Source organism: Liquorilactobacillus aquaticus DSM 21051 (assembly GCF_001436755.1).
GTDB classification, from domain to species: Bacteria; Bacillota; Bacilli; order Lactobacillales; family Lactobacillaceae; genus Liquorilactobacillus; species Liquorilactobacillus aquaticus.
Window position 1 is genome coordinate 1 of record NZ_AYZD01000028.1, and the last position, 25,438, is coordinate 25,438.

Sequence of the window (25,438 nt, forward strand, 5' to 3'; positions counted from 1 at the left end):
GGAGACCCTACACATTTGATTCGTCGAAACTTTGTTCAGTTTTCAAAGATCTACAATATCAATCGTTAACTCACTAGCTTTTTAGATAACAGCTAGCTTCGTAAGTATACCGCTTGTTCAACACTATGTCAACAACTTTTTTCATTGGCGTTGCTGACTCAATCAACAACATTTATTACTATACGCCCGTATTTCACAAAGGTCAAGCATAATTTGAAATTATATTTTAAAATAATTGACTCTCTTAAATCTCACTAAAAAACACGAATAATTAATTCTATAGAAAAGAATTAATAACTTTTTCATTCATTAATTCCTTCAAAAAAATAATAACTTAGATAACTTTGTTCGGATAATTACTTTTATACAAATCTTCTAAATTAGAAAGGCGCAGTTTTTTTCTTCCCTGCCACTCACTATACTGCACAGAAATTTTTTTCATTTCTCTCCACCCCAAAAATTCACCTAATTATTCTAAAGGCCAATTCTATTCTTAAAATTTCTTTTAATGAACTGATAATTTTCATTTAATATGCATCACTACAAAAAAGCGTGAGAATATAACAGCTATCAGCACCTCCTAGGTACGTTAATACAAATATTGAAGACGTGAAAAAGAGTCTGGGTCCAAAAACTTAAGTTTTTGGACCCAGACTCTCCCAGACTAATTGCGTTTTTCAGCAATCACCCTGTTTCAAAAAAATATTTTTTTAACTGAGAAATAATTAAGGAGTTAAACATAGTCTGATTCACTCGCAAGTTCAAAACCAAATTAATCAAAAACGATGCTTTGCAAAACTAATATCACAATTATGTTCCTAAATGTATTAGTCAGTAACCTTAGCCAAGAAATACCGTTTTTTGCCTCTACGCGCAATGACAAACTTTCCACCAAAAGCACTTTCTGGATCGATTTCAAATTTCAAATCTCGTATACGTTCTCCATTAATATAGATAGCACCATTCGTTATATCTTCTCTTGCCTGGCGCTTAGACTTTTCAATCTCAGTATTTACTAACCAATCAACAATATTTTCTGGTTCAGACGTAATTTCAACCGTTGGCATATTTTTAAATCCCTGTTCAATCTCAGCAGCCGTAAGATCTTTAACGTCACCAGAAAAAAGTGCTTTTGAAATATGTTCTGCCTGTTCGACTGCTTCTTCTCCATGCACAAAGGAAGTTACCTCTTCTGCCAATCTTCGTTGTGCTTCCCTTTTTTCCGGCTCATCTTTTAACTTCTCAGCAAGTTTATCTATTTCATTACGACTTAAGAATGTAAAGTACTTCAAATACTTCACAACATCCCTATCATCTTGATTCAACCAGAATTGATAAAATTCATAAGGAGTTGTTTTTTCTGGGTCAAGCCAAACTGCTCCGCCCTCTGTCTTACCAAATTTTGTTCCATCAGCTTTAAGCATCAACGGAATTGTCAGTGCAAAAACTTTTGCGTCATTTCCTTCTAATTTATGGATCATATCAATGCCAGCTGTGATATTTCCCCATTGGTCTCCACCACCAATCTGAAGTTGAACATCATTATGTTTGTAAAGATGATAAAAATCAATTGATTGCAGTATCTGATATGTGAACTCTGTAAAGGAAATACCTACTTCAAGCCGACTAGCCACGACTTCTTTATTGAGCATTGTATTAACATTAAAAAGCTTACCATAATCTCGTAAGAAAGTTAGTAAATCTATCTGTGACAACCAATCATAATTATTTACTATCGTAATATTATCTCTACCAAATAAATGTTTCATTTGACCAGTTAGACTCTGTTCATTATGGTGCACCTGTTCCATCGACTGTAAAACTCGTTCTGCCTTTTTTCCGGACGGATCACCAATAGAGCCAGTTCCCCCACCAATCAAAATATGTGCACGATGTCCGGCCATTTGAAATCTTTTAAGCATTATAAAAGGAATCAAATGTCCAATATGAAGACTATCACCAGTCGGATCCACCCCACAATAAATGCCAATTGATTTATCTTCCGTTAACTTCTTTAATCCTTCCTCATCAGAAGTTTGATTAACTGCTCCACGCCATTTCAACTCATCAATAATATTCATAATATGCCTCCTGCTTTATTTAGTAACAAAATAAAAAATCCCTAATACTTAAAAAAGTATTAGGGACGAATAATCAATTCCGCGGTACCACCCATATTGACCAGAATCAGTCAGCTCAATCCATCGATATTGAGATGAACCATTGTCAGCTCCACAGTGTAATTCAGGCATTAGTTTATCTTGATTTACAGCACCCATCAAGTCTCTTAAAAATTGACTAACTCCCTACTAGTCTGCTTCATCACTGTTACTGGTAGCCAGTCTACCTTATTCTTGTTTGAAAGTCAACTAAGCCTCTTGTGCTAACTTCTTTTGACACTCTGGACACACTCCATAAACTTCATACTGACTGTTGAAAACTTGAAATCCAGTTTCGAGTTGTGCATTTTCTTCATTCTTTTTGTATTTATCATCAAAAACATCTACTATCTTATTGCAATTCACACAAATCACATGATAATGAGGAATCTCAAAATAATCATAACGCATATGACCACCGCTATCCGCAGCTATCTCAATAATCAAATTATTATCGATCAGCAATTGTAGCGTATTATATACAGTTGCGAGGCTAACACTGAAACCATTGCCTCTCACGTAGTTAAAAATCATCTCAATCGATGGATGATCATGCGATGTCATCAAGTAAGATAATATTACTTGTCTCTGAGGTGTGTTTTTTATTTTATATTCCTTCAATTTGTCAGCCGCAGCTAACAACGTTTTTTGCTCTTGCACCATCACTTACAATCCTCCCATACATTTCACACCGCAATTGATAATCATTCTCGAATAGTATTATACTCTAAAAAAATCAAACCTGTCTATAATTAAAACTCAATTTTATTTAAATGTAATAAAATACAATAAATACCAGCTAATAAATTTTAAAAATAGTGTTTATAAACGATGTTGCTGCGACCATTATTAGATAAAACACGCATTTGATCTGGTATTTTATCTCGCAAAATACCAACGTGACTGATTATTCCAAACAACCTATTGCTTCCTTCAATCGTTTGTAAAGCTTCGAGCGCTGTTTCTAAAGCATCTTCATCTAAGGAACCAAATCCCTCATCGATAAAGAGAGCTTCAATGTTCGCCCCACCATTGACATTCTGCAGCACCTCTCCCAAAGCTAAGGACAGCGCTAGAGCGGCGATAAAGCTCTCGCCACCCGATAAGGTATGCACACTCCTCACCTTGCCACTATTATCATCAAAAACATTAATTTCAAGACCTGTGTCAGTTGCGTATGTTCCATTGTTCCTATCTAATTTGAATACATACCGTCCCTGAGACAGTCTTGCTAAATGATTGTTTGCGATTAATAATACTTTAGATAGATAACTTCTCAAAACATAACGCTCAAGGCTTAATTTTAATTTTCCTTTCCCATTCATGACTTCAGCCAACTGATTCCAGGAAGCTAATTCTTTTAGTTTTCTCTGCTGATCATTCCATAAATAAGATACCCGTTCACAAATACTTTTATCTTCATAATAAATTTGCTTATCTTTTGCAACCACATCGACAAGTCTATCTCTTTTTTCCCTTTCGATTGTCAATTTCTTTTCCATTTCATCAAGTTTAGGATCTTCAAGGTTTTGTGTTCGTTCCGTCAACTGCTTAATTCGTGTTTTTATAGTCAATAGTCTTTCTTCATATTCCTTTATTTCAAAACGATACTCCGTTATTTTACTTAATTCTTTTAAAGTTTCTCGCAAAAAATTTTCGTCAATTTCAAATTTAAAACCACTATTTTGAATTGAAAGCTCTAGCTTAGCAGACAACTGGTTCTTAACTTTCCCTTCATCTTCCAGCTGTTTCCGATAATTCTTGATATCTGTTTCAAAAGCCGTAATTTCTAATGTAGTCCGTTCAACTTCTTTTTGTATTTCACTGACCTGAGCATCGTACTCTGATATTTCAGTCTGTTGTTGTTTCAGATTAATCTGTAATTCTTCCAAATTTTCAAAATTTGCTGGTAGTTGCTCAGTTAATTGTTTAACCGCTGTATCCGCTTGTGCATACATGATGGTGAACTCATGAACATTAATTTTCGCTTGCTCTTTTTCCGCTTGAAACTGCTGTTTCTTCTTTTGCATGAGTTTGATCTTCTGAGTTGCTAGAGCAATTTCACGTTGCTCATTTTGAAGTTTTTTCTCTTGTTGAAGTAAGTCTCTTCTTTGCTGTTCAAGTTTGCTAGTTACAGCAGCTAGTCCCCCTTCAACCTCAGAAAAACCGATTATTTCTTTTATCGTTCTTTTGGACTGTTCTTGGTATTTTGTCTCTTCTATACTGTATTGGTTTTTTTTAGCTTGATATTCCCCTTTATAGGAATGATAAATGCCAGCTGATTTCTTTGCATTTTCTTCTGCTTCTTCGACCTCTGACTCTGCAATTTCTTTTGTTTCATCTACTTTTGCAGGCAGTGGATGGTTGCGAGAACCACACACCGGACAGGGAGTATCTGGTTTCAAATGCTGGCTTAGCCGCTGAATCTGTGTCAAAGCAAAATCATTGGCTAATTGTGTGTAAAGATTCTGTGCACACTTATAGTTTATATTCGATTTTTCCAAATTGTTTTTGAGTGTAAACAACTCTGCTTCTTTTCGCAACAATTCCGCATGTATTTCGTCTAGATCCTCTAGATGTTTCTGGCGCTCAGCAAGCTTGGTTGTCTCTTGCTGAAGCAGTACTTCCCCAGTATTTACTGTTTCTCTTTTTTTCAGCTTTTCTTCTTCTTTTTTGATAGTTTCTTCTATAGATATACACTCATTTTGTGCATTTTCCAATTTTTTACTTTCTTCGTGCAGCTTTGTTGCTGACTTAGTAAGTTTTGCGCTCCAAACTGATACGCGTTTAAAAAGTTCTGCCTGCTCTTTCCCCTTCATCAATGACACACGCAACTTGTTTGTTTTCTCTGCATCCCGTTGTAGTGACGCTTGTTCTTTTTTCTTTTCAATGCTTACCTTTTTACTCTGGAATAATTTTTTCTGCATGTCGTCTATCATTTTTTCTAATTTTATACTTTTATGTTGCGAATGGTCCAAACTAGAAAACAAATCCTTGTTTTTTTCGACCCATTCTAGCTTCAATAATTTTTCTCTCAGATTATTAATATGAACTACTTGAGTATTGAAAGAATCATGTCGTTTTTTTAATTCCTTTATTTTAATTAGATCTTCGTGCAGTTGACATTTTTCATGATAGTCTGAAACCATTTTTTCGATAACTTCTTCTTGTTGTTTTACATCCAGATTTCCTTTTTGAACTTTAAGTTCCTCATCACTTATCCGCCCGTTCATTTCTGTAAGCCATTGTCCTATATCGCGGTTTTCAAGTCCTTTAATTTGAGATTGTAGCGTTTTGATAGCCTGATCCTGTTCTTCATTTGCCCGAATAACTTTTTTTGCTCGTTTTTGAACGTCTTCCGACCATTGACGATAAAAAAAGGTTCCGAAGAGTTCGCGCAATAAATTTTCTTTATCATTACTATTTGCCGTAAGAAAGCGTCTGAATTTTCCTTGCGGTAACAAAATGATTTGTGTGAACTGTTCCGCTGTTAAATGTAGTAAGTCTTTCAAAAAAAGATTGACAACTGACACTTTAGTCAATACTTTTTCTTTACCGTCGTCCATTTTAAAAGCAAGTTCGACTTTAGTATTGCTTTCACGTATCCCTTTTCCACGTTTTTTTGCTAAAAATTGTTTTGGTTGGCGCATAATACTATATATTTTCCCATGATGCTCCAATTTTAGCCTAACACTTGTTACTTCTGTCGCTTCGGCAAAATCTGAACGCATTTGTTCTGGTTGTCGATCCATGCCAGACGTTTTGCCAAATAATGCGAAGCACATCGCATCAAAAAGCGTTGTTTTACCACTACCGGTTTTACCACTAATCAAGAACAACGGTGACTCTTCAAATGATTCGAAATCAATTATTTGTTTTTCGTATGGTCCAAAATTTTCCATTTCCAATCTCAAAGGCTTCATAAATTTGTCTCCTTCTCAAGACTGTTTAAACTCTGAGCAGCCCACTTCTTCTGTTTAGAAGAAATTTCTTCGTCGGTGATCTCATTAAAAAAGTTAGTCAGCAACTCCATAGGCCCTAAGTTCAGGTCAATACTTTCTTCTTCAGCTGCGTTTTTTTCTCTACCATAAGCACGCTCCAAGCTTATGATTCGTGGATAATAGTTGCGCAGATTATTCATAATATCGGGAATAATCGCTTTATCTGTTAACCTGATCGCAACATAGGCTTCAGATGGAATTTGATTAACCATTTCTGGCGAAATCAATTCCTGATATGACTTAGTTAATACAATAATATCTCGCGGCTGTATGATCGGCATAAAAGTACATTTAAAAGGGTCAGTGTCAACTATCCAGACGCCTTTTTGGATTGTTGCCTCAGAAACGGAGAATTTAAGCAGTGAACCACTATATCTTATTCTATCTTCCCTTAAAGCATCCTTATCATGCAAATGTCCCAACGCAACATAATCAAAATCTTGCAGTAAATCTGTTGGGACTGCATTCAATCCGCCTACTTCTACTTTAGTTTCTGAATCAGTTTTAGAGCTTCCTGTAACAAAAAAATGTGCTGTTAAAACATGTTTCTTTTTGGGATCAAATTTAGTTTTCATTTCTTTAATTATTCGCTTGAGTGCTACTTTTACATCAATTAATTCTGTATCTTCAAATAAATTGCGGGCTTGATAGGGTTGAAAATATGGCAGTAAAAAAAACTGCGTATCCTCAAACTCAATTGGATGAAGTGCATCTGCCAAATTCGTGTTTAAAAAATACTGTGTTGTTTTAAACCAATCGTGTCCCGTATTCAGTCTCGTTGCAGAGTCATGATTTCCACTGATCGCTAAAATCGGTTTTTTTAATTTTAAATTCAACTCAATAATCATCTGGTTCATTTCCTCGACTGCTGCTTCGTTTGGTAAAGCTCGGTCATAAAGATCACCAGCTATTACAATTGCATCGACTTTTTGCTCCAACGCAATTTTTTTTACCTGTTCAAAAGCATTATTCTGTTCTTCCATTAGATCAAAGCCATGCAGTTTCTTTCCAATATGCCAATCAGCCGTATGTAAAAATCTCATTTTTTATCCCCCACATTCAATCAAACGTTCATTCGCAAATGATTATAACATGCCCTTTTGTTCGTAAAAAAAGTAAGCATCAGTTTTATTAGTCTACTTGATGCTTACTTTTCTAATTTAGAAATACATTAAATCATTCTAGAATTTTCTTGATCTGTCTAACCATTGATAATTCTTCATTAGTCGGTACCAGCATTATCTTAGTCTTCGAATCAACACTAGAAATAATACCCTCTTCTCCTGCTTCATTTAATTGAGCGTCGATTTTCAAACCAAGCGCTGCCAGTTTGCCAATTATTTCACTCCTCAATTTAGGATTATTTTCGCCAATTCCCCCCGCAAAAACCAACACATCCAAACCTCCAAGTTCTGCGAAGTAGCTGCCAACATACTTAACTATTCTATTAATAAAAATATCAACAGTCAGCTCAACACGCGGATCATCTTTATGATCAGCATAATCACGCATATCTGGAGAGATCCCAGAAAGCCCAAGGAGTCCCGATTCACTATTCAGCATTTCCAGTGTTTGTTCAACTGTTAAATCCAGTTTCTTCATTAAATATGGAATTATTGATGGATCGGTATCACCTGCTCTAGTTCCCATAGTCAATCCGGTCAAAGGGGTAAAACCCATCGATGTATCAAACGCCTTTCCATCTTTTTCAGCTGCTACGGAAGCCCCGCTGCCTAAATGTAAAGTTATCATCTTAAGTGAAGATAATGGCATTTCTAACAGTGCGGCTGCACGCTTAGAAATGTAATCATGGCTTATACCATGCTCACCATACCTTCTAATCCCAAATTTTTTCGTATATTCATATGGAATACTATAGATAGCATTCATTTCTGGAAGGGACGTAAAAAACTGGCTATCAAAAACAGCGTACTGCGATATCATTGGCAATACCTTTTGCATAATTTCAATATATTCGATTTCCATGGGATTGTGCAATGGTGCAAAATCGCTCAGCCCTTTTAAACGCTCCAGTTTATCTTTTGTCATTTTTACCGCATGCTTAAAAACTTGTCCACCTGCTACCACTCGGTGTCCGATGCCATCTATTTCAGTTAGCTGTGCGATAATTTTTAGATCCATGAGTTTTTCAAAAATCATCGTAGCCGCATGCTCATAAGAAAGACTGTCAATAGTTTTAGAATAAGTCTTTGATCCATACTTAACCTCAAAGATTGAACCTGGCATATTAATTCGTTCAACCAGACCCTTTGCAATCATTTCCTCATTAGAAGGTTCAAACAACTTCCACTTCACCGAAGAACTTCCTGCATTCACTAATAGTATTTTACCCAATTGACGCACCTCCACTTTCCTTCACTTTAAATTATATAATATTTTATTCTCGCTTTCAGCAACTAAGTAAAAACTAATATGTTATATCTTCTTAGTCCAATTTTCTATGTAAAGCAGAGTTACACACCCTATTTATGACAAATTACGGTATTAATTATTTCAAAACGGTCTGTTTTTTGTCATATTTCTTGTTTTTTTGCCTTGAATTTACTCTGTCAAATGTTTTTTTAGACTTTTTCCCTTTTTTTTCGAAAAAAAAAGAACTTTTTTGGTACTGAAAACACTGTTTTTGTCATATTAACTTTTTTAATTCAAAAATCGCTTTATTGTTGTTAAATCAAGGGTTACCTCTTTTTGCCTTTATTAAACCCTTAGTAAAAATATTACGAAATATTACAAATATGAAAAAATATTACGAAAAACCAAGAAATAGTAATTTGACTGCTACTTTGCTGTTATATTCACCAGTTATACTAATCACTGTTGAATCGATCAAACGTGGTCGAAGGAAATTGTGGTAAATACCACATTGGCAAAAATCACAGGAGTGAATATATAAATATGGATATCAAGAAAATTTTATTGTCAGCTGCAACTATAACAGGAATTTTAACAGCTGGCACCATCGCTGCAAACGCTGATACTGTTACTGTCAAAGCTGGGGATACAGTTTCTCATATCGCATCAGCAAATAACACAACGGTTTCTGCAATTGAAAAAGCAAATAGCTTATCAAACGTTGACTTAATCTTTGTTGGTCAACAAATTGAAGTTGGTGGAAGTTCAAGCAATACTACACAAGCTTCTTCAAGCACTGTGACACCACAAGCACCAGCTGCTAAGTCACAACAAGCTCAAAGTTCAAGCGTTAATACACAAAAACAAACATCTGCTGCTAGTTCACAACAGACTCAAAAAAGCCAAGCACAGACATCTGCTGCTAGCTCGCAACAAACTCAAAGCAGCCAGGCACAGACATCCGCTGCTAGTTCACAACAAGCTCAAAGCAGTCAAGTACAGACATCTGCTGCTAGTTCACAACAAACATCTCAAAGCAGTCAATCACAAACTGCACAACAGACAAGCACAACTTCTTCTACAACAACTTCTAGCTCTTCAGAAGAAGCTGCTAAGAATTGGATTGGTTCTCACGAATCAGGTAACAATTACTCAGCAACAAACGGTCAGTATATTGGTAAGTACCAATTATCAAAATCATATTTGAATGGTGATTATTCAGCAGCTAACCAAGAACGTGTAGCTGCACAATATGTTCAAAGTCGTTATGGTACATGGGCAAACGCTCAAAAACATTGGGAAGAGAATGGCTGGTATTAAGATTTAGCTTAAAATCAGTTGCCAATTCCTTAAATATGATGAAAAACTCCAAACTAGACAATTATCTGGTTTGGAGTTTTTTTTCTTTTCGTCAACTGTTGTTGGTGAATACAAATACTAGAGTTCTAAACACTTTGTGATTAGGGCTCTTTTTGTATTAATCTTAAAAGTAATATAGTACCCGAATTCTAAATCTAAAGAAGTTGCGATACCCAAAGTTGGCGCGTTTGATTGCTTTGCTTTTATTATTAAATCCTTCTAAAGGACCGTTTGAATACTGTGTAATAAAGGTATTATGGATTTTCCCTCATGATGGGTTGGTTTAAAGCATTTCAATGGTACTGTTCATTTCCTCAGAAAAGCCTTCAGCTTTCCAGCAGGCGGTATTGTAGTTATTCCAGCCTTTGTGTTGAATAGCTGTTCGGACATGATTTAGGACTTCATAAATTTGTTTAAGTTCGGAATCAAGAGATAACAGATTATGAACGACATCTGTAGCAGCGATCCAGTAAGGAAAATTGGTCCATTTATGAAAATGTTCAAAGTCTAGCTGTTCAGAAGGTACCAGCAATGATTTCCAGTAGCGTTTAAGCCCGCGAAATTCACGGGGAGAAGAAGCAAATTGTTTCATCAGTCTGATTCTGTTTTTGATAAACACCCGATCGAGGGCATTAATGATGTGAAATTTATTCACGACCACGATTGCGTTTGGAAGCACTATTTTAGTAAGTTGGGGATAGATATAATTCATGTTCGTAACGATAACCTTGACTTTCTCTGGCAGCTTCGTCGTGGCTGGTTTTAATGAATGGGTAGGAAATGTCCGCTTTTTTGTGTTTGATAATAATATACAAAAAAACTGTCATCAATAATAGATCAAAACTATTACGAACAACAGATATTGTAGAACCGCTTTTTTAAAGTTTTATTCTCTTATTTTTAAGCATCTTTTTGAAGTAGCTTCCATCTAATTTAAAATTATTCATTTGTTCATTCCAAACTAGACCTGTTCTCTTAAGCAGCCTCACGCATGAACCCAAACCTGACGAATTTTTATCTATGGCTTAAGATTTATATCTATTTATCAGTATTAATATAAACTGCTTGTTTTCCCATTTGATCATAAGCTTCTTCAAAATCGCTCCAACTAACCGCCTGATTTTTCTTCCCATACGGATTGTTAATATAAATCAAGTTGTTTTTTCTATCAAATCCTGTAATCACTACGCTATGTTCTGAAAATGTTATTTTAATTTTTCCTTGTGGTGTATCCCAATCTTGAAAATCATCAACTGCTGCAAAAGAAGCTGTTGTAATCGTCCAAACCGGGTGGCCTTTTTCCAATTCTTGAATAACGTTATCAAAGCTTTGCCCAGTGATGTCTCTGACCTTGTCAGAATATTTCTTAGCCAAATCCGTGATCGGTCCATGATACACACCTAATCCTGGATCTGCCCCTGTAACATCACCGACGAAACCGACATTTGGATTACCATGCTGCCCATTATCATAGTCCATCGGAACAGTCTTTATTTTTTCACCCAGCTCGTTTTTCGTAACATCAACGCCATAGTAATTTAGCAGCATCGCTAAAGATGTAACCTCGCATCCGTTGTAAAGAGTGGGATCATCCAATTGATTAAGCAATGGGACATCAAGTTTAACAAAGTTAACTTTTTTTGGTTCCTTGGTTTCGTTTGACGAACTCCCGTCTATAGAACTATCAATATCGCTTACAAATGGAAGTTTTTGTAGATTCCCTGTAAGTGTCAAGCCACCAATGTACGTTCCGGCACCAACCAATACAATAATCACTAAAACAGGACCAAGCATCCCCTTTTGGTGCTTTTTCAATTTTATAATCCTTCCTTTCGGCAATAATATAAATTAATGCCCACCATAATGATAATTATTTTCAATACTAACAAATAACATATTAGCACAAAAAAATATTTAATTCATACGCTAAGGACCAAAAAAATTGAAATTTTAAGTTTTGCTTTTCAAGAGTGAAAACTAATTCTCATAAAAAAAAGAACCAGCTCAAAAGTTAAGTTTTGATCTAGTTCTTTTATTTTCCCCTTATAAATACGTCCCATAAGTCAAATTTTTTGCCTAACTTCAAATCACTCACAACAAAAAACATGCGATGTTCGTAATCCCATGTTAGTCCCTAAACTTTACCGACTCACATTGAATTTCTGCTCTGACTAGTTGTTTTTTTACCCTATAATACTGTAGTCAAAAAAATTTATTTCGAAGCCTTTAATGCAGTTAGGTACTTCTGACTTTTCTCTTCATCAAATTCTTTTTCTGACTTACCTATAATCACAGCGGCCAAGGAATTACCTGCAACATTAACAACCGTTCGACCCATATCCACTAGGCGATCAATACCTGCAATGAACGTTAATCCCTGCATAGGCACACCTATAGAGGACACAGTTGCTAACAAGACCACGAATGAGGCCCCTGGAACTCCCGCCATTCCTTTTGAAGTAATCATTAAAACTACCGCTAAAGTTATTTGCTGGCCGATAGAGAGATGTATCCCATATGCCTGTGCCAAAAAGAGAGCAGCCAATGATTGATAAATTGCAGATCCATCCAAATTAAAAGTGTATCCAGTTGGAACGACAAAAGAAACAATTCCTTGACTGACACCAAACTTATCCATTTTATCAATAATCTTAGGCAAGACGGCTTCAGAACTTGCTGTTGAAAAGGCTAAAACCATCTCATCTTTGATAACATGCAGTAAATTCCAGATATTCAACTGGAACATTTTTGCGACTAATCCCATAACAACTATGATGAAAATAGCCATCGTTGCATATGCTAGTACGATAAAGTATCCTAACGGCGCTAAAGCATTAATGCCCATTTGAGCAACTGTTGCTCCAATTAATGCACATACACCAATCGGAGCAGACTTCATGACCCAGTTTGTGACTTTAAACATTACCTCCGAAATTGCCCGAAAAAAATCAAGAATAATAGTTCCTTTTTCTCCAATTGCAGCGGTTCCCAAGCCAAAGAAAACTGAGAAAAAAATAATTGGAAGCATATCGCCCGAACTTAGTGCTTTGAAAATATTCGTTGGTATTATGCCCATAAAAATCGACCAAATACCGCTATGTTTAGCTGTTTTAGCAGTTTCAACATATTGACTGATGCTCTGTCCGTGTAATTGGTGTACATTTATGTAATCGCCTGGATGAAATATATTACCAATGATTAGGCCCAAAATAATCGCAATGGTCGTCATAAGTTCAAAATAAATTAAAGTCTTACCTCCGACTCGACCTAATTTCTTGATATCTCCCATATTAGCAATCCCTACTATCAAACAAGAAACAACAATTGGTAAAACGATCATCTGTATCAAGCTAATAAACATCGTCCCAATATTTTGCATAGCTGTGGTGGCTGTTTGATTCTCATAGAAAACAATTCCAAGTACGATACCCAAAATTAATCCGATTAAAATCTGCCAACCAAGATTCAAACGCCAAATTCTATAGTGCTTCATCTTCTTCTCCCTTAATCATATTCTAATTGAATAATGAATACACATACTCATCACTCTAGTAATACAATACATAACTTTTCCGCAACAAGATAATACTAGCAAAAAAACAGCCTTTATAAAACTTAAAAAAATTAAACTTTTTATTTAAATCTCATAGCATCAGCTTTATTACGATAAAAGGGCCCGTGACAACAATATAAAACTTGTCACAGACCTCTTTTTGTTGTAATTTAATTTTCCGCAGCAACAGGTATCAAAATCAATCGTCTCCGCCCGTTGCACTTGCCGCACAGAGCAAATGATTAAAGCCAAATGTTATTCGCTGACTCCCAAAAACTCTCAGCACCCGCGTCACACACATTCCTCCATATAATCAGCATTTACTCAAATACCATTTGATTGGTATAAAGTTCATAATAAAACCCTTTTTCCTTCAATAGCTGCTGATGATTGCCTTCTTCGATAATATTGCCATCTTTAAGAACAATAATATCATCGGCTTTAATAATTGTCTTTAATCGGTGAGCAATAACAAAACTGGTCCTCCCGGCGATAACGTTGTCCATTGCTTTTTGAATTTTTTCTTCTGTTACCATATCAACATTAGATGTGGCTTCATCCAAAATCAAAAATGGAGGGTTAGTCAAAATCGTTCTAGCAATACTAATCAGCTGTTTTTGTCCTGTTGAAAATAATGAATCAGCATCGCTTATCTTTGTCTCATACCCTTCAGGTAATGAAACAATAAACTCGTGGATATGTGCCTGTTTAGCCGCCGATACCATCTCTTCATAGGTTGCCTCGGGTTTGCCGAATTTAATATTTTCAATAATCGTACCCGTGAATAAAACTGAATCCTGGAGCACAATTCCGACATTTTTCCGCAGTGACTTAAGATTCAACTCATTGATATCATTACCATCAAACAGAATTTCTCCATCAGCAATATCATAGAAACGATTTAACAAATTCATAACTGTCGTTTTTCCTGAACCGGTGGGACCAACTAGTGCGATCATTTTACCCTTCTCAACTTGAATATTTAATCCATGCAAAATTTCTTTATTTTCATCATATCCAAAATGAATATTTTTTAACTCTACACCTTTTTTGATCTCAGTTAATTTTCTTCCAGCAGAGTTAATTTTTTCTTCCGGTTGTGCATGTACATCGGCAAGCCTCTTAGCACCCGTCAATGCTAATTGCAACATTGAGAACATTGAAGTGATCTGTGTAATTGGTTGAAAATATTGCTGGGAATATTGAACAAACATGACAATCAAACCAAGACCAACAGCTTTTTCAATATTATCATTCACTACCATCCATGATCCAAAGGCAATTACGATTGCAAGATTTAAAAGCGATAAACCTTGCATGAGAGGAAATAATAAACCTGAGTACAATTGGCCCTTAAAGGTCGCTTTACGGACTTTTTCATTTTTTTCCTTAAACCCTGTCAACGATTGTTGTTGCAAGCCATTTGTTATAATAATTTTTTCACCATTGATTTGTTCATTGATATATCCATTTAATTTCCCAATTTCTTCCTGCTGCAAGTCAATATTATGACGGGCCTTTCTAACAATAAATAGGGCTACAATAATAACCAACGGAGTTGATGCAACAGTCGCTAGTGCCATTTTCACATTTAAAGAAAACATAATCCAAATTGTTCCTACATAAAGCGCCGCTTGAGATATTAATTCAAAAATAGCTTGATTCATTGCATTGAAGATATTATCCAGATCAGAAGTAAACAATGACAAAATTTTGCCATCTTGATGACGATCAAAATAACGAACTGTCATCTTTTGTAATTTGCTAAACAGCCCAATACGCATTTGATTAGTAGATAGGGCATTAATACGTGATGTCCACAAGCTGGAAATCAGCATCGTTACCACATTCATAACGTTAAAGAGCAGTAGTGCCCATAATGCGTTGTAAAAATAATTTAAAGATGCCTGCGAACGTGTAGCTGGATTTAAATACTTAGTGAGGTATTTGCTCAATTCCGTAATCGCATTTCCCATGTAAGTTGGTGCTTTAACCTGAAACCAAGTTGAGATGATTGTCAAAACAACAACCAGAAGCAGACCCTTCCAATATTTTTTTAAATTGACTGCAAAATAATCTAAAGACTTTTTTATATCACTCATCCACTACTCACCCCGCTTCTTATTGTCGATCGAAACCTGCGCATCATATATTTCTTTATAAATTGGCGAGGTTTGTAATAGTTCTTTATGTTTTCCCGCTGCAACTAGCTCGCCATTATCTAAAACCAGTATTTTGTCTGCTTGCAGGACAGAAGCAATTTTCTCAGCGATTATAAAAACTGTTGTTCCCTTCAAATCTCGCTCTAGTGCTTCTTGAACTTTTTTCTCGGATTTTGCATCTAACGCCGACGTTGAATCATCTAGTATCAGTATCTTTGGTTTCCCGATAAGTCCGCGCGCTATTGACAATCGTTGCTTTTGTCCACCAGACAGGTTAGCTGACCGTTCCTCAATTTTATGTTCAAATCCATCTTCATAACGATCAATAAATTCGGCAGCCTGTGAAACCTCAGCAGCCCACCGTAATTCCTCCTCAGATGCATCCCTTTTCCCTTGCCTAAGATTTTCAGCAATCGTTCCAGAAAAAAGAATTGCTCGCTGCAAAACATAGCTGACTGTTCTACGCAAGGAAGCCTCATCTACTTCTCTTAAGTTACTGTCCCCTACATAAACCGTGCCTTTCGTTGGATCGTACAGACGTGGTATCAACTGTGCCATCGATGTTTTGCCAGATCCAGTGGCACCAACAATTCCGATTGTTTCACCAGACTTTACCTTAAAACTAATATTGTGTAAAGAAGGTTCCTTGGAATTCGGATAAGAAAAAGAAACGTTTTTAAATTCTACACTACCATCCAAATCTTTCTTGGGAACGTCTTTTTTATAGTTAACATCAGGATTGGTCTCCAGAACCTCCTTAATTCTTCCTAAGGATATCAATCCACGAGAGGACATCATCATAGTCATTGCGCCAATAATAATAGCAAACATTAACTGCATCAGATATGAAATAAATGATGCTATCGCTGCTAAATCACTCGGGTGATCTGTCACTCCTATTCCAACAAAATAAATAGCCAGCAGAATCATAAGATTTGAAATGAGTGTAAATGCTGGGATCATCAGTGAAAATAAATACCCTATGCTAAGATGCAACCCTTGAATACTATCAGATGAAGTAGTGAATTTAGTTATTTCATTTTCTTCTTGATTAAAGGACTTTACAACCCTAATTCCCTGCATTGATTCCTGCGCAATTGTATTCAATCGATCCATCCATTTTTGGAATTTTGCAAAAAAGCGCCCCATCTTTGAAAAAACAATTCCTGAAAGTGCCAAAATACAAACAATCATTAAAACTTCAATCCACCAAAGCCGTGGAATTGTCATAATACCTAGCACAAAAGCCCCCACAAACAAAATTGGAATTCGAAAAAGCTGCATAAAAACAGTCATGATTAAATTCAATACTTGATTCATATCATTTATTAATCTCACAACCAAACTTCCAGAGGAAAACTTTTCGATGTTTCCAAAAGAAAAAGTTTGAATTTTATTATATACATCTGCTCGTAAATCGGTCGTTACAGATTGAGCAATTTTTGCAGAAAAGTATGTACAGATAATCCCTGCAATAATACCTATAACTGCTAGCACAATGAGTTGTACCCCATAATTTTTAACAGCAGTTGTATCATCTGAAATTATTGCTTTCATGATGTTCTGTAAAAGTCTAGGCTGCCATAGCGAACTTACAGCCAGTACCACGACAGTAATAACCGCCCCGATTATTGAACTAATATTATTCTTTAGATAAGGTTTTAGTATTTCCATAATCTACTACCTCCGAAACGCTGCAAATGTGTGTATTGATTAAATTTACACACCGCGTTTTAATGAACTTGTCTCCCATAAATATCCATGATCATCGAAGAATCGCTCTTTTAGTATTTAGTTAACTAAAAAAGTTGTTATAGTGTTCTTGCTTCTCATAAAGTTAGGAAAGACATTATAAAAACAGCCACTGCCTCGTAAAAAGACAATCAGCTGCCCGTATCCTTGAAACTATCCTTACTCCCCAACAATATCTCTGATAGAGAGTGGAACAAACATTCGGTATACACTCTATCTTATAGAATTTTCTTTATTTATTCAATTAATATGTCGCTATCTCTTCCCAAAGTTTAACTATGCTTAAACCCTTCAATTAACAATGAATATGTGCACTTTAATAAGAATAAATTATGTTTTTCAATTTAAAAATAGTAAGTTTATTAGATTAGTTGAAAAAAATAACTCATAATTACCATTTTTAACTAGAAAACATTGTAATTTGGCACACAAAACTCTAGAATTATATTCATGTGCTTTATAATTTTTTCACAATTAAAAAGGAGGAATATTTTTTATGGATTCATCATTGGTTATCTCGTGGTGGGCGGCTTTAGCTGGTTTAGCGATTGCTATTATATTAATACTTAGAAGACTTAACCCCGTCTACTCACTTATCTTGGGAGCTATTGTCGGCTCATTGCTAGGGGGAGCAAACCTTGTTCAGACATTAGATATTTTGATAAAAGGCTCGCAAAGTGTTATGGGTACAGTTCTTCGTGTTTTGGCAGCAGGGATGCTTGCAGGCGTTATGATGGAATCAGGTGCTGCAGACACTTTAGCCAGAACAATTGTTACCAAACTTGGCGACCGCTTTGCTATTTTATCACTTGCTTTAGCAACGATGGTGATTACCGCTGTCGGGGTTTTTATACCCGTTGCAGTTTTGATTGTTGCTCCGATTGCACTTGAGGTTGGTAAAAAAATGCATATTTCAAAGCTGGCATTGTTAGTTGCATTGTCAGGCGGCGGCAAAGCAGGGAATATCATTTCTCCAAATCCCAATACGATTGCAGCTGCAAAGGGGTTTAATCTGGAACTAAGTCAAGTCATGATCGCTGATTTCATCCCTGCTCTATTTGCCTTACTCGTAACAGTTCTCATAGCTAGCTTACTTAAGCGCAAGGGTTCTGCCATTCTTGATTCTGACTTAGAAAATCTAACTACTGGTACTACTGTGAAAAAATTTCCTTCTTTAAAATCATCTCTAGTAACACCTGTCCTTGCAATTGTGCTCCTGCTTCTAAATCCGATAGGATCTATTTTTCATATTGCATTTTTGACTAAGTTGAATCTTGACGCAATGTATGTCCTACCGATTGCAGCAATTACTGGGGCTCTGGCAATGGGTCATGGAAAACAAATTAAAAACTATGCTAAGTCTGGTATTGATCGCATGACAGATGTTGTTTTGATTTTAATAGGAGCGGGGACAATTGGTGCTACAATCACGTCTTCGAACCTTCCAGCTAAAATCATCGACCTTATTAACATGGGACATGTTTCCGGAGTTTTGCTGGCACCCATATCTGGTATCCTAATGGCAGCAGCATCTGCTTCAACTTCAACCGGAGTTATCCTCGCAACCGGCTCTTTCTCAAAAGCCATCCTCGGTTTTGGTGTGACTCCTTTGGCAGCAGCTACCATGATTCACACCGGTGGCATTGTTATTGATCAATTACCTCATGGCAATTATTTTCATGTTACTGCAAATGCAATGCATATGAATATTAAAGAACGTTCACGTGCTATATTATACGAGGCAATTGTTGGGGCAACAGCTATGGTTGTTGCAACTATTATGTATGGTTTCTTAAAACTATGATCATATCAAAAATATTGGAGGTTTAACTATGAAATTTGTAATTGCACCTGACTCATTTAAAGGCAGCATGACCGCAAAAGAGGTCGCAGACTCAATTGCCAGCGGAATTAAAAAGGTCTTTCCATCAGCGGAGTACGAGCTGGTTCCTATGGCAGACGGTGGCGAAGGTACTGTCCAATCATTAGTCGATGCAACTGATGGCAAACTTTTAAAAAAAGAAGTTATCGGACCGCTTGGAAATAAAGTTATAGCCACATATGGTCTTCTCGGCAATAAAAAGACTGCTGTGCTTGAAATGGCACAAGCTAGCGGAATCGGGTATATTGATTCTAAAACTCAAAATCCATTAAAGGCGACAACTTATGGAACGGGTGAACTTATTATTGATGCTTTAGATCATGGAGTGTCAAAAATAATTCTAGGTATTGGTGGAAGTGCTACAAACGACGGAGGAGCTGGGATGGCACAGGCTATCGGAATCAAACTCCTTGATATTAATGGGCATCAGCTTTCTTTTGGAGGCGGTGAACTTGATAAATTGTATCATATCGACCTTCGTCAGTTAGATAAACGTCTAGCCGACACAGAAATTTTAATTGCATCTGATGTGGTTAATCCCCTAATCGGCCCAAATGGAGCTTCTGTTGTTTTTGGACCGCAAAAAGGCGCAACACCTGAAATGGTTAAAAAATTAGATTTAAATCTGCAGCACTACGCTATTGTTATAAAAAAAGAACTTGGGAAGGACTTGGCCGAATTTCCAGGTGCTGGTGCAGCTGGTGGACTTGGTGCTGGTTTGCTTGCCTTCACTAACGCCAAAATGTCCAGAGGGATCGACATTGTCGTTGAATACAGCCGATTGAGAGAAAAGTCTCAAAATGCTGACTTTGTTTTTACTGGTGAAGGTGGAATTGACTTCCAAACTAAGTTTGGGAAAACCCCCTATGGAGTCGCCCTTGCAACTAAAAAGGTTTCTCCAAATGCTCCAGTAATCGTACTTGCTGGAAATGTTGGCAAAGATATTGATACTTTGTATCAGAAAGAAGCGATTGATGCAATTTTCGCTACTGTTACTGGCGCCAAAAGCTTAAAACAAGCATTTGCTGACGGCAGTAAAGACGTCGCTCAAACTTCTGAAAATATTGCACGTCTAATTGCAGCAATGCCTAAAATTAACTAATCCAGAATTCTCCACATAACCCTTCTATTTTTACACCAAAGTAATAATAAACGGGGCCCCTAGTTAGCCTGAGATACATGTTCAGGCTAACTAGGGGCCCCGTCTTTTGTCATTGAAAACGATCTTCTACATTCAATCTCATGTCATCGTAATAGTCATTCCAATTAATACTCTGCCCTACTTTTTGGTAATTTAAGCATTATTTACGATATTTGTGCAATTTTTCGTCAGTCGTTAGCAAATGTTTCTTCGGTGCATAGCTGAGTTTAATATAATTACTGATCATCTCTGCTCCAGCAGCTACACATGCTTGCTGAATAGCTGGTATCAATGCAATCAACTCGTCTAGATCTCCTTCGATCGTTGTTTCAAAAGAACCCACTTCATAAGACAGTCCACTAGCATCAATCTCGGCAATTGCTGCATCAACAATTTTTAATAGTTTGGTGGTATCTATTTCCTGGGGTAAAACCTGAATTGCCATTGCTGCGTTGCTCATATTTTCTCCTCCTAAACATTAATTAAGAAAATCCTAACAGGGCACCTTCTTAATTTCTAAAACAGATTAAGTTTTTATTGTTAAAGGCCAAGTTACCTTCTACGTCTATTATACAGGCCTAATCACAAGCAGCAATTTTTAAATTATTTTTTCTCAATTACAAGTTTAAACTTGTTCCAATGCTTGTTCTAGATCAGCAATTAAATCATCCGCATTTTCGATTCCAACAGAGATCCTGATCAAATCAGGTGTGATTCCAGTTTCTTTCAACTCTTCTTCATTTAATTGTGCATGTGTCGTTGACGCAGGATGGATAATCAATGATTTTGCGTCACCAACATTCGCCAACAGAGAAAATAGTTTTAAATGTTCAATTAGGCTTTTGCCTGCTGTCTCACCCCCAACCAGGCCTAACGTGAAAATGGAACCAACACCATTTGGAAAATCGCGTTCGGCTAACTTATGATATGGGTTTTCTTCCAATTCTGGATATTTTATCCACGCAACTTTAGGATGATCATTCAGAAAAGCAATAATTTTTCTTGTATTAGAAACATGCCGTTCCACACGTAAGGAAAGACTCTCAAGGCCCTGAAGCAATAAGAATGAATTAAACGGGCTAATAGCAGCGCCTGTATCACGAAGACTCTCAGCACGTACCTTCGTCGTGAAAGCCCCACCCTCGAGTTCTGCAAAAACCAGTCCGTTGTATTGATCATTTGGAGTGGTAAAGCTTGGGTAACGCCCACTTTTTTTATAGTCAAATTTTCCATTCTCGACAATTATGCCACCCATTGCAGTTCCATGCCCGCCAATAAACTTCGTAGCAGATTCAATCACAATGTCAGCGCCGTGTTCAAGCGGCCGATATAAGTAGGGTGAGGCAAAAGTATTATCCACAAGGACAAGCAAACCGTTCTCGTGCGCTATCTTAGCAATCGCTTCTACATCCGCTAAGTTAATATCTGGATTGCCAATTGTTTCTAAATAAATTGCCTTTGTATGTTGATTTATCGCATTCGCAAAATTAGCTGGATCATCGGAATGAACAAAGTGCGTTTTTATCCCTAATTTAGGTAAAGTAACATTGAACAGATTATAAGTACCGCCATATAGTGTGCTGGCAGCAACTATTTCATCTCCTTGTCCAGCAATATTAGTAATCGCTGCAGTAACAGCGGCTGCGCCTGTCGCAAGTGTCACTCCGCTTGTTCCATGTTCCAATGCCGCAACACGTGCATCAACAACTGCAGTTGTCGGATTAGTCAGTCGGCTATAAATGTTCCCAGGTTCCTTAAGACTGAACCGATCTGCCGCCTGCTTCGCATCTTTAAAAACATATGATGTCGTTTGATAGATCGGTACAGCTCTTGCACCCGTTTCGTCAACAGTTTGTCCCGCGTGCACCTGTAATGTTTCAAAACCTAGTTCTGCTTTACTCATATGAAATTCCCCCTTAATTAATTAACAAACTAGTATCAACAACAATACTAGAATTGATGAAACAAAAAAATCCCTGCAATATTATTCAATATTGCAGGGACGTCATAACGCGGTACCACCCAACTTCACCAAGCCATTGCTGATCTCGGTCTCAACGACACAAATAATGTCTGGGACTATATCGTGTCCTGACGAATCTTTGGCTTACACCGCTGATTATGACTCCGAGTTCATCTTCAACATATTCCATTCGCTCATTTTCACCAACCAGAGCTCTCTTTCCACAACAGAAATCCGCCTACTTTTCTCATCAACATCTAATTTACTATTTATCGTATCCTAACATTTCTTTTTTGAAGTGTCAATTAGTTTTTTTATTTAGCACCTAATTCTAACGAAAATTATCCTCCCGTTATCAACTTGAATCGTTTATTCCTAGAATAAAATGCCAACGTTTGCTAAAATTAAGGGTAGACCCACTAATTAATATTAATAAAGGGAGTTATTGATGAAAAAGAAACTAATTCACAAATCATATATTCGTACCTTAATTCTTATAATTGCCTTAGAAATCATTGTGATTTCAATCAATTTTTTTTATGCACCCATTAATATTGCTGCAGGCGGTGCAACTGGGATTGCTATTTTACTTGATGCTGCCTTTGGTTTCAACCGAGCTTTATCCGTTCTAATTATTAATGTTATCATGATTGTTTTCGCAGCAATTTTTCTTGATAAACAGGTCGTTCGCAACATAACACTTGGAAGCTTCCTCTTGCCTATCTTAATGTATATTACTCCCAGTTTCAAAATTGTTTCTGATTCTTTACTGGCTGTTATCATTGGAGGAGCAACTTTTGCGGTTGGAATCGCGACTCTATATCGCATTGGGGCTTCAAGCGGTGGGACAACTGTTCCCCCGATGATCTTAAAAAAGCACTTTCATATCAATGCCCCATTATCGCTTTTAGCTATTGATCTGCTTGTAACCTTCTTTAATGTTTTCGTTGCGGGGCTTAATGCATTTTTCCTAGCGGCATTCTCCTTGGTGATTACGTCATTTATTATGCGTTATATCGAAGCTGGACTCGATCATAAATATCAGCTTCATATTATGAGCCAAACAAAATTAGAGGAAATTCAAGAAATGATTCTAAAAGAGGACCACAGTCTAACTGTTTTTGATGTTCATGGTGGTTATAGTGCCAACCAAAAAGCAATCTTAATGGTCGTTGTCGATGATCAAAGCTATGGAACACTCGTCAGAAGGATCCACCTTATTGATCCTGAAGCTTTTATAATCACTTCAAATGTTGCCAACGTTCATGGCGGCCGATTTGGCATTTGATCTTTATCAGAATTATAACCAAATATATTTTACAATACTCATAAGACGTGATCTATCAGTGCTTTGGCAGCTCCATCATTATTGTTACTAGTCGTTACAAATGTTGCGGCTTTTTTTACTTCTTCAGGAGCATTTCCCATCGCTACACCTACACCTGCCAACTTCAACATTGGAATATCATTGAATTGATCACCGATAGTTAAAATTTCCTTTGTACTTATTCGATAGTATCCCGCTAACTCTTTAACAGCAGTCTCCTTTGAGACATTAGCAGCAACTATCTCTAAATAGTTTTCCTTTGACAAATAAAATGTTACTCCTTCAAGTTGCAGTATCTTCAAGTAAGCAACTAATTCTTGAATTTCATCTTTTTCTCCTATCAAAAGAAGTTTATGAACTTCGATTGTCTCATCTTTGGATAAACTGTCAAAATGGACTTTAGTTGGCATCAACTTAGTGATACTGCTCTCAATCTTTATCCAAATATCATCCTTTTCAACAAACCAATTGTTTTTTGCATAAATGTTTATCGAAATCTCAGTAAATTTTTTTTTAACTGTCTCAACTATTCTGATAACAGCCTCCTTTTTCATAGGATGGCTTTTAAGTGATTGCAATTCATTCTGTTCGTGCATTTTCAAAATATAGGCTCCATTATAACTTACAAGTGGATTAGACTGTATTGCTAGTTTTTTAGCAATAGGATACATACCTTGCGGAGCACGTGCGGATGCTAAAACAACCGGTATATTGTTAGCACTGACCCGTTTTACCGCCTTTTTTAATTCACCGGTTATGTTATGCTTCGCGTTTAAAAGTGTCCCATCAATATCGCTTATCACTAATTTCACACTGTTTCCCATAAACAATCCCCCCAATACCATTCAATTTACTATAAAAAAAACTGAGAGTAATTTTTACTACACCCAATTACGCTCAGCTTTATAATAATCGACTCTAGCTTAACCTAAAAATCCTAGCCATTTTCCTAAAATACCTAATCCGAAGATTGCAAAAATTATTAAAAGAGGATTGACTCCCTTCTTCAACAGCCATGAAACAAAGAGCGTCAGTATTAAGGCAAGCATACCAGGCATAACTGAATCTAAAATGTCTTGAACTGTTTGTGTCTTCCCATTAATTTTGGTGGCTACAATAGGAATATTAATCGTTGTCCATTTTGAAACCAATGCTCCCATAACAAAAAGACCAACAATCGAGGCACCTTCCGTTAATTTCTTGATACGGCCCCCAGCCATATCCTGGATAATCTCACTACCTTTAGTATAACCATATCGCAGGAAATACCACTTACATGTAAGTCGGATTGCATTGATTAATACAAAAAACAGAAGAGGTCCGATAATACTGCCTGTCATCGCAATCCCTGCTCCTAAAGCTGCAAGCACTGGACGAGATGTCCCCCAGAATAAAGGATCGCCGACCCCAGCCAAAGGGCCCATCAATCCGATCTTCATAGCCGCAATTGCTGTTTCATCTACCTTGCCGGTATTTGCCTTTTCTTCTTCCATGGCGGCCGTTACCCCAAAAATAGGAGCTGTTAACCATGGGTGAGTGTTAAACCATTCCATGTGCCGTGCAAGAGCTTCATTACGCTCTTTACCTGGTTTATATAACCTTTTGATTGCTGGGATCATTACAAAACAAAATCCCATATTTTGTGCACGTTCGAAGTTAAAAGAACCTAACAGAAACAATGAACGAAAAAACATACTATTGAGGTCCTTATTGGTCAGTGCAACTTTATTTTTTCCAGTTTGTGTTGTTTGCATTTTAAAATCCTC

17 protein-coding genes, 1 pseudogene and 1 other annotated feature are annotated in these 25,438 nt (G+C 36.7%); of the genes and pseudogenes, 4 read left to right on the forward strand and 14 right to left on the reverse strand.

The window, feature by feature from the left end; genetic code table 11:
* Positions 1-827 precede the first annotated feature (827 nt).
* The 5 genes from tyrS to FC19_RS09245 form a co-directional block, all read right to left on the reverse strand.
* The gene (gene tyrS / locus FC19_RS09225) at positions 828-2,081 is read right to left on the reverse strand and encodes a tyrosine--tRNA ligase (protein WP_057876684.1); all 1,254 of its coding nucleotides are present in this window, start codon (positions 2,079-2,081) and stop codon (positions 828-830) included.
* A gap of 58 nt (positions 2,082-2,139) precedes the next feature.
* Positions 2,140-2,332: a binding site (T-box leader), on the reverse strand.
* Positions 2,333-2,369: 37 nt separating this feature from the next.
* Positions 2,370-2,822, reverse strand: a complete 453-nt coding sequence (locus FC19_RS09230) for a Fur family transcriptional regulator (protein WP_057876685.1) — start codon at positions 2,820-2,822, stop codon at positions 2,370-2,372.
* A 146-nt stretch (positions 2,823-2,968) separates the two neighbouring features.
* Positions 2,969-6,082, reverse strand: a complete 3,114-nt coding sequence (locus tag FC19_RS09235) for an AAA family ATPase (protein WP_057876686.1) — start codon at positions 6,080-6,082, stop codon at positions 2,969-2,971.
* Positions 6,079-7,203, reverse strand: coding sequence for an exonuclease SbcCD subunit D (locus tag FC19_RS09240; RefSeq protein WP_057876687.1), 1,125 nt, complete (start codon positions 7,201-7,203; stop codon positions 6,079-6,081). The genes FC19_RS09235 and FC19_RS09240 overlap by 4 nt, the downstream gene beginning before the upstream one ends.
* A gap of 133 nt (positions 7,204-7,336) precedes the next feature.
* Positions 7,337-8,515, reverse strand: coding sequence for an acetate/propionate family kinase (locus tag FC19_RS09245; RefSeq protein WP_057876688.1), 1,179 nt, complete (start codon positions 8,513-8,515; stop codon positions 7,337-7,339).
* Between the two features lie 561 nt (positions 8,516-9,076).
* Here FC19_RS09245 and apf point away from each other — a divergent pair.
* Positions 9,077-9,853, forward strand: a complete 777-nt coding sequence (gene apf, locus FC19_RS09250) for an aggregation-promoting factor (protein WP_057876689.1) — start codon at positions 9,077-9,079, stop codon at positions 9,851-9,853.
* 163 nt (positions 9,854-10,016) lie between these two features.
* Here apf and FC19_RS09255 read toward each other — a convergent pair.
* The 5 genes and pseudogenes from FC19_RS09255 to FC19_RS09275 all read right to left on the reverse strand — a co-directional run bounded on the left by FC19_RS09255 (position 10,017) and on the right by FC19_RS09275 (position 17,281).
* A pseudogene (locus tag FC19_RS09255) lies at positions 10,017-10,604 on the reverse strand (transposase).
* Positions 10,605-10,930: 326 nt separating this feature from the next.
* Positions 10,931-11,686, reverse strand: a complete 756-nt coding sequence (locus FC19_RS09260; protein ID WP_057876727.1) for a C39 family peptidase — start codon at positions 11,684-11,686, stop codon at positions 10,931-10,933.
* A 418-nt stretch (positions 11,687-12,104) separates the two neighbouring features.
* A complete protein-coding gene (locus FC19_RS09265; RefSeq protein ID WP_057876690.1) occupies positions 12,105-13,385 on the reverse strand; it encodes a dicarboxylate/amino acid:cation symporter in 1,281 nt (426 codons plus the stop codon).
* A gap of 380 nt (positions 13,386-13,765) precedes the next feature.
* Positions 13,766-15,547, reverse strand: coding sequence for an ABC transporter ATP-binding protein (locus tag FC19_RS09270; RefSeq protein ID WP_057876691.1), 1,782 nt, complete (start codon positions 15,545-15,547; stop codon positions 13,766-13,768).
* Between the two features lie 3 nt (positions 15,548-15,550).
* Entirely contained in the window at positions 15,551-17,281 is a 1,731-nt protein-coding gene (locus FC19_RS09275; protein ID WP_057876692.1) for an ABC transporter ATP-binding protein, read from the reverse strand.
* Positions 17,282-17,855: 574 nt separating this feature from the next.
* On the opposite strand from FC19_RS09275, the gene FC19_RS09280 reads away from it, so the two are divergent.
* Together FC19_RS09280 and FC19_RS09285 are read left to right on the forward strand one after the other, a co-directional pair.
* Positions 17,856-19,163, forward strand: a complete 1,308-nt coding sequence (locus FC19_RS09280) for a GntP family permease (protein WP_057876693.1) — start codon at positions 17,856-17,858, stop codon at positions 19,161-19,163.
* A gap of 28 nt (positions 19,164-19,191) precedes the next feature.
* On the forward strand, positions 19,192-20,343 hold the full coding sequence (locus FC19_RS09285) for a glycerate kinase family protein (protein ID WP_057876694.1): 1,152 nt from the start codon (positions 19,192-19,194) through the stop codon (positions 20,341-20,343).
* Between the two features lie 199 nt (positions 20,344-20,542).
* Here the strand turns inward: FC19_RS09285 and FC19_RS09290 are convergent, their stop codons facing one another.
* Both FC19_RS09290 and FC19_RS09295 read right to left on the reverse strand, forming a co-directional pair.
* The gene (locus FC19_RS09290; RefSeq protein ID WP_057876695.1) at positions 20,543-20,842 is read right to left on the reverse strand and encodes a thiamine-binding protein; all 300 of its coding nucleotides are present in this window, start codon (positions 20,840-20,842) and stop codon (positions 20,543-20,545) included.
* A 165-nt stretch (positions 20,843-21,007) separates the two neighbouring features.
* Positions 21,008-22,285: an O-acetylhomoserine aminocarboxypropyltransferase/cysteine synthase family protein gene (locus tag FC19_RS09295; protein ID WP_057876696.1), complete on the reverse strand. Its 1,278-nt coding sequence runs from the start codon at positions 22,283-22,285 to the stop codon at positions 21,008-21,010.
* 508 nt (positions 22,286-22,793) lie between these two features.
* Here FC19_RS09295 and FC19_RS09300 point away from each other — a divergent pair.
* Entirely contained in the window at positions 22,794-23,633 is an 840-nt protein-coding gene (locus FC19_RS09300; RefSeq protein ID WP_057876697.1) for a YitT family protein, read from the forward strand.
* 38 nt (positions 23,634-23,671) lie between these two features.
* Here FC19_RS09300 and FC19_RS09305 read toward each other — a convergent pair whose 3' ends face one another.
* The gene (locus FC19_RS09305; protein WP_057876698.1) at positions 23,672-24,496 is read right to left on the reverse strand and encodes a Cof-type HAD-IIB family hydrolase; all 825 of its coding nucleotides are present in this window, start codon (positions 24,494-24,496) and stop codon (positions 23,672-23,674) included.
* A gap of 99 nt (positions 24,497-24,595) precedes the next feature.
* Entirely contained in the window at positions 24,596-25,426 is an 831-nt protein-coding gene (locus tag FC19_RS09310) for a PTS system mannose/fructose/sorbose family transporter subunit IID (RefSeq protein ID WP_057876699.1), read from the reverse strand.
* Between the last annotated feature and the right edge of the window lie 12 nt (positions 25,427-25,438).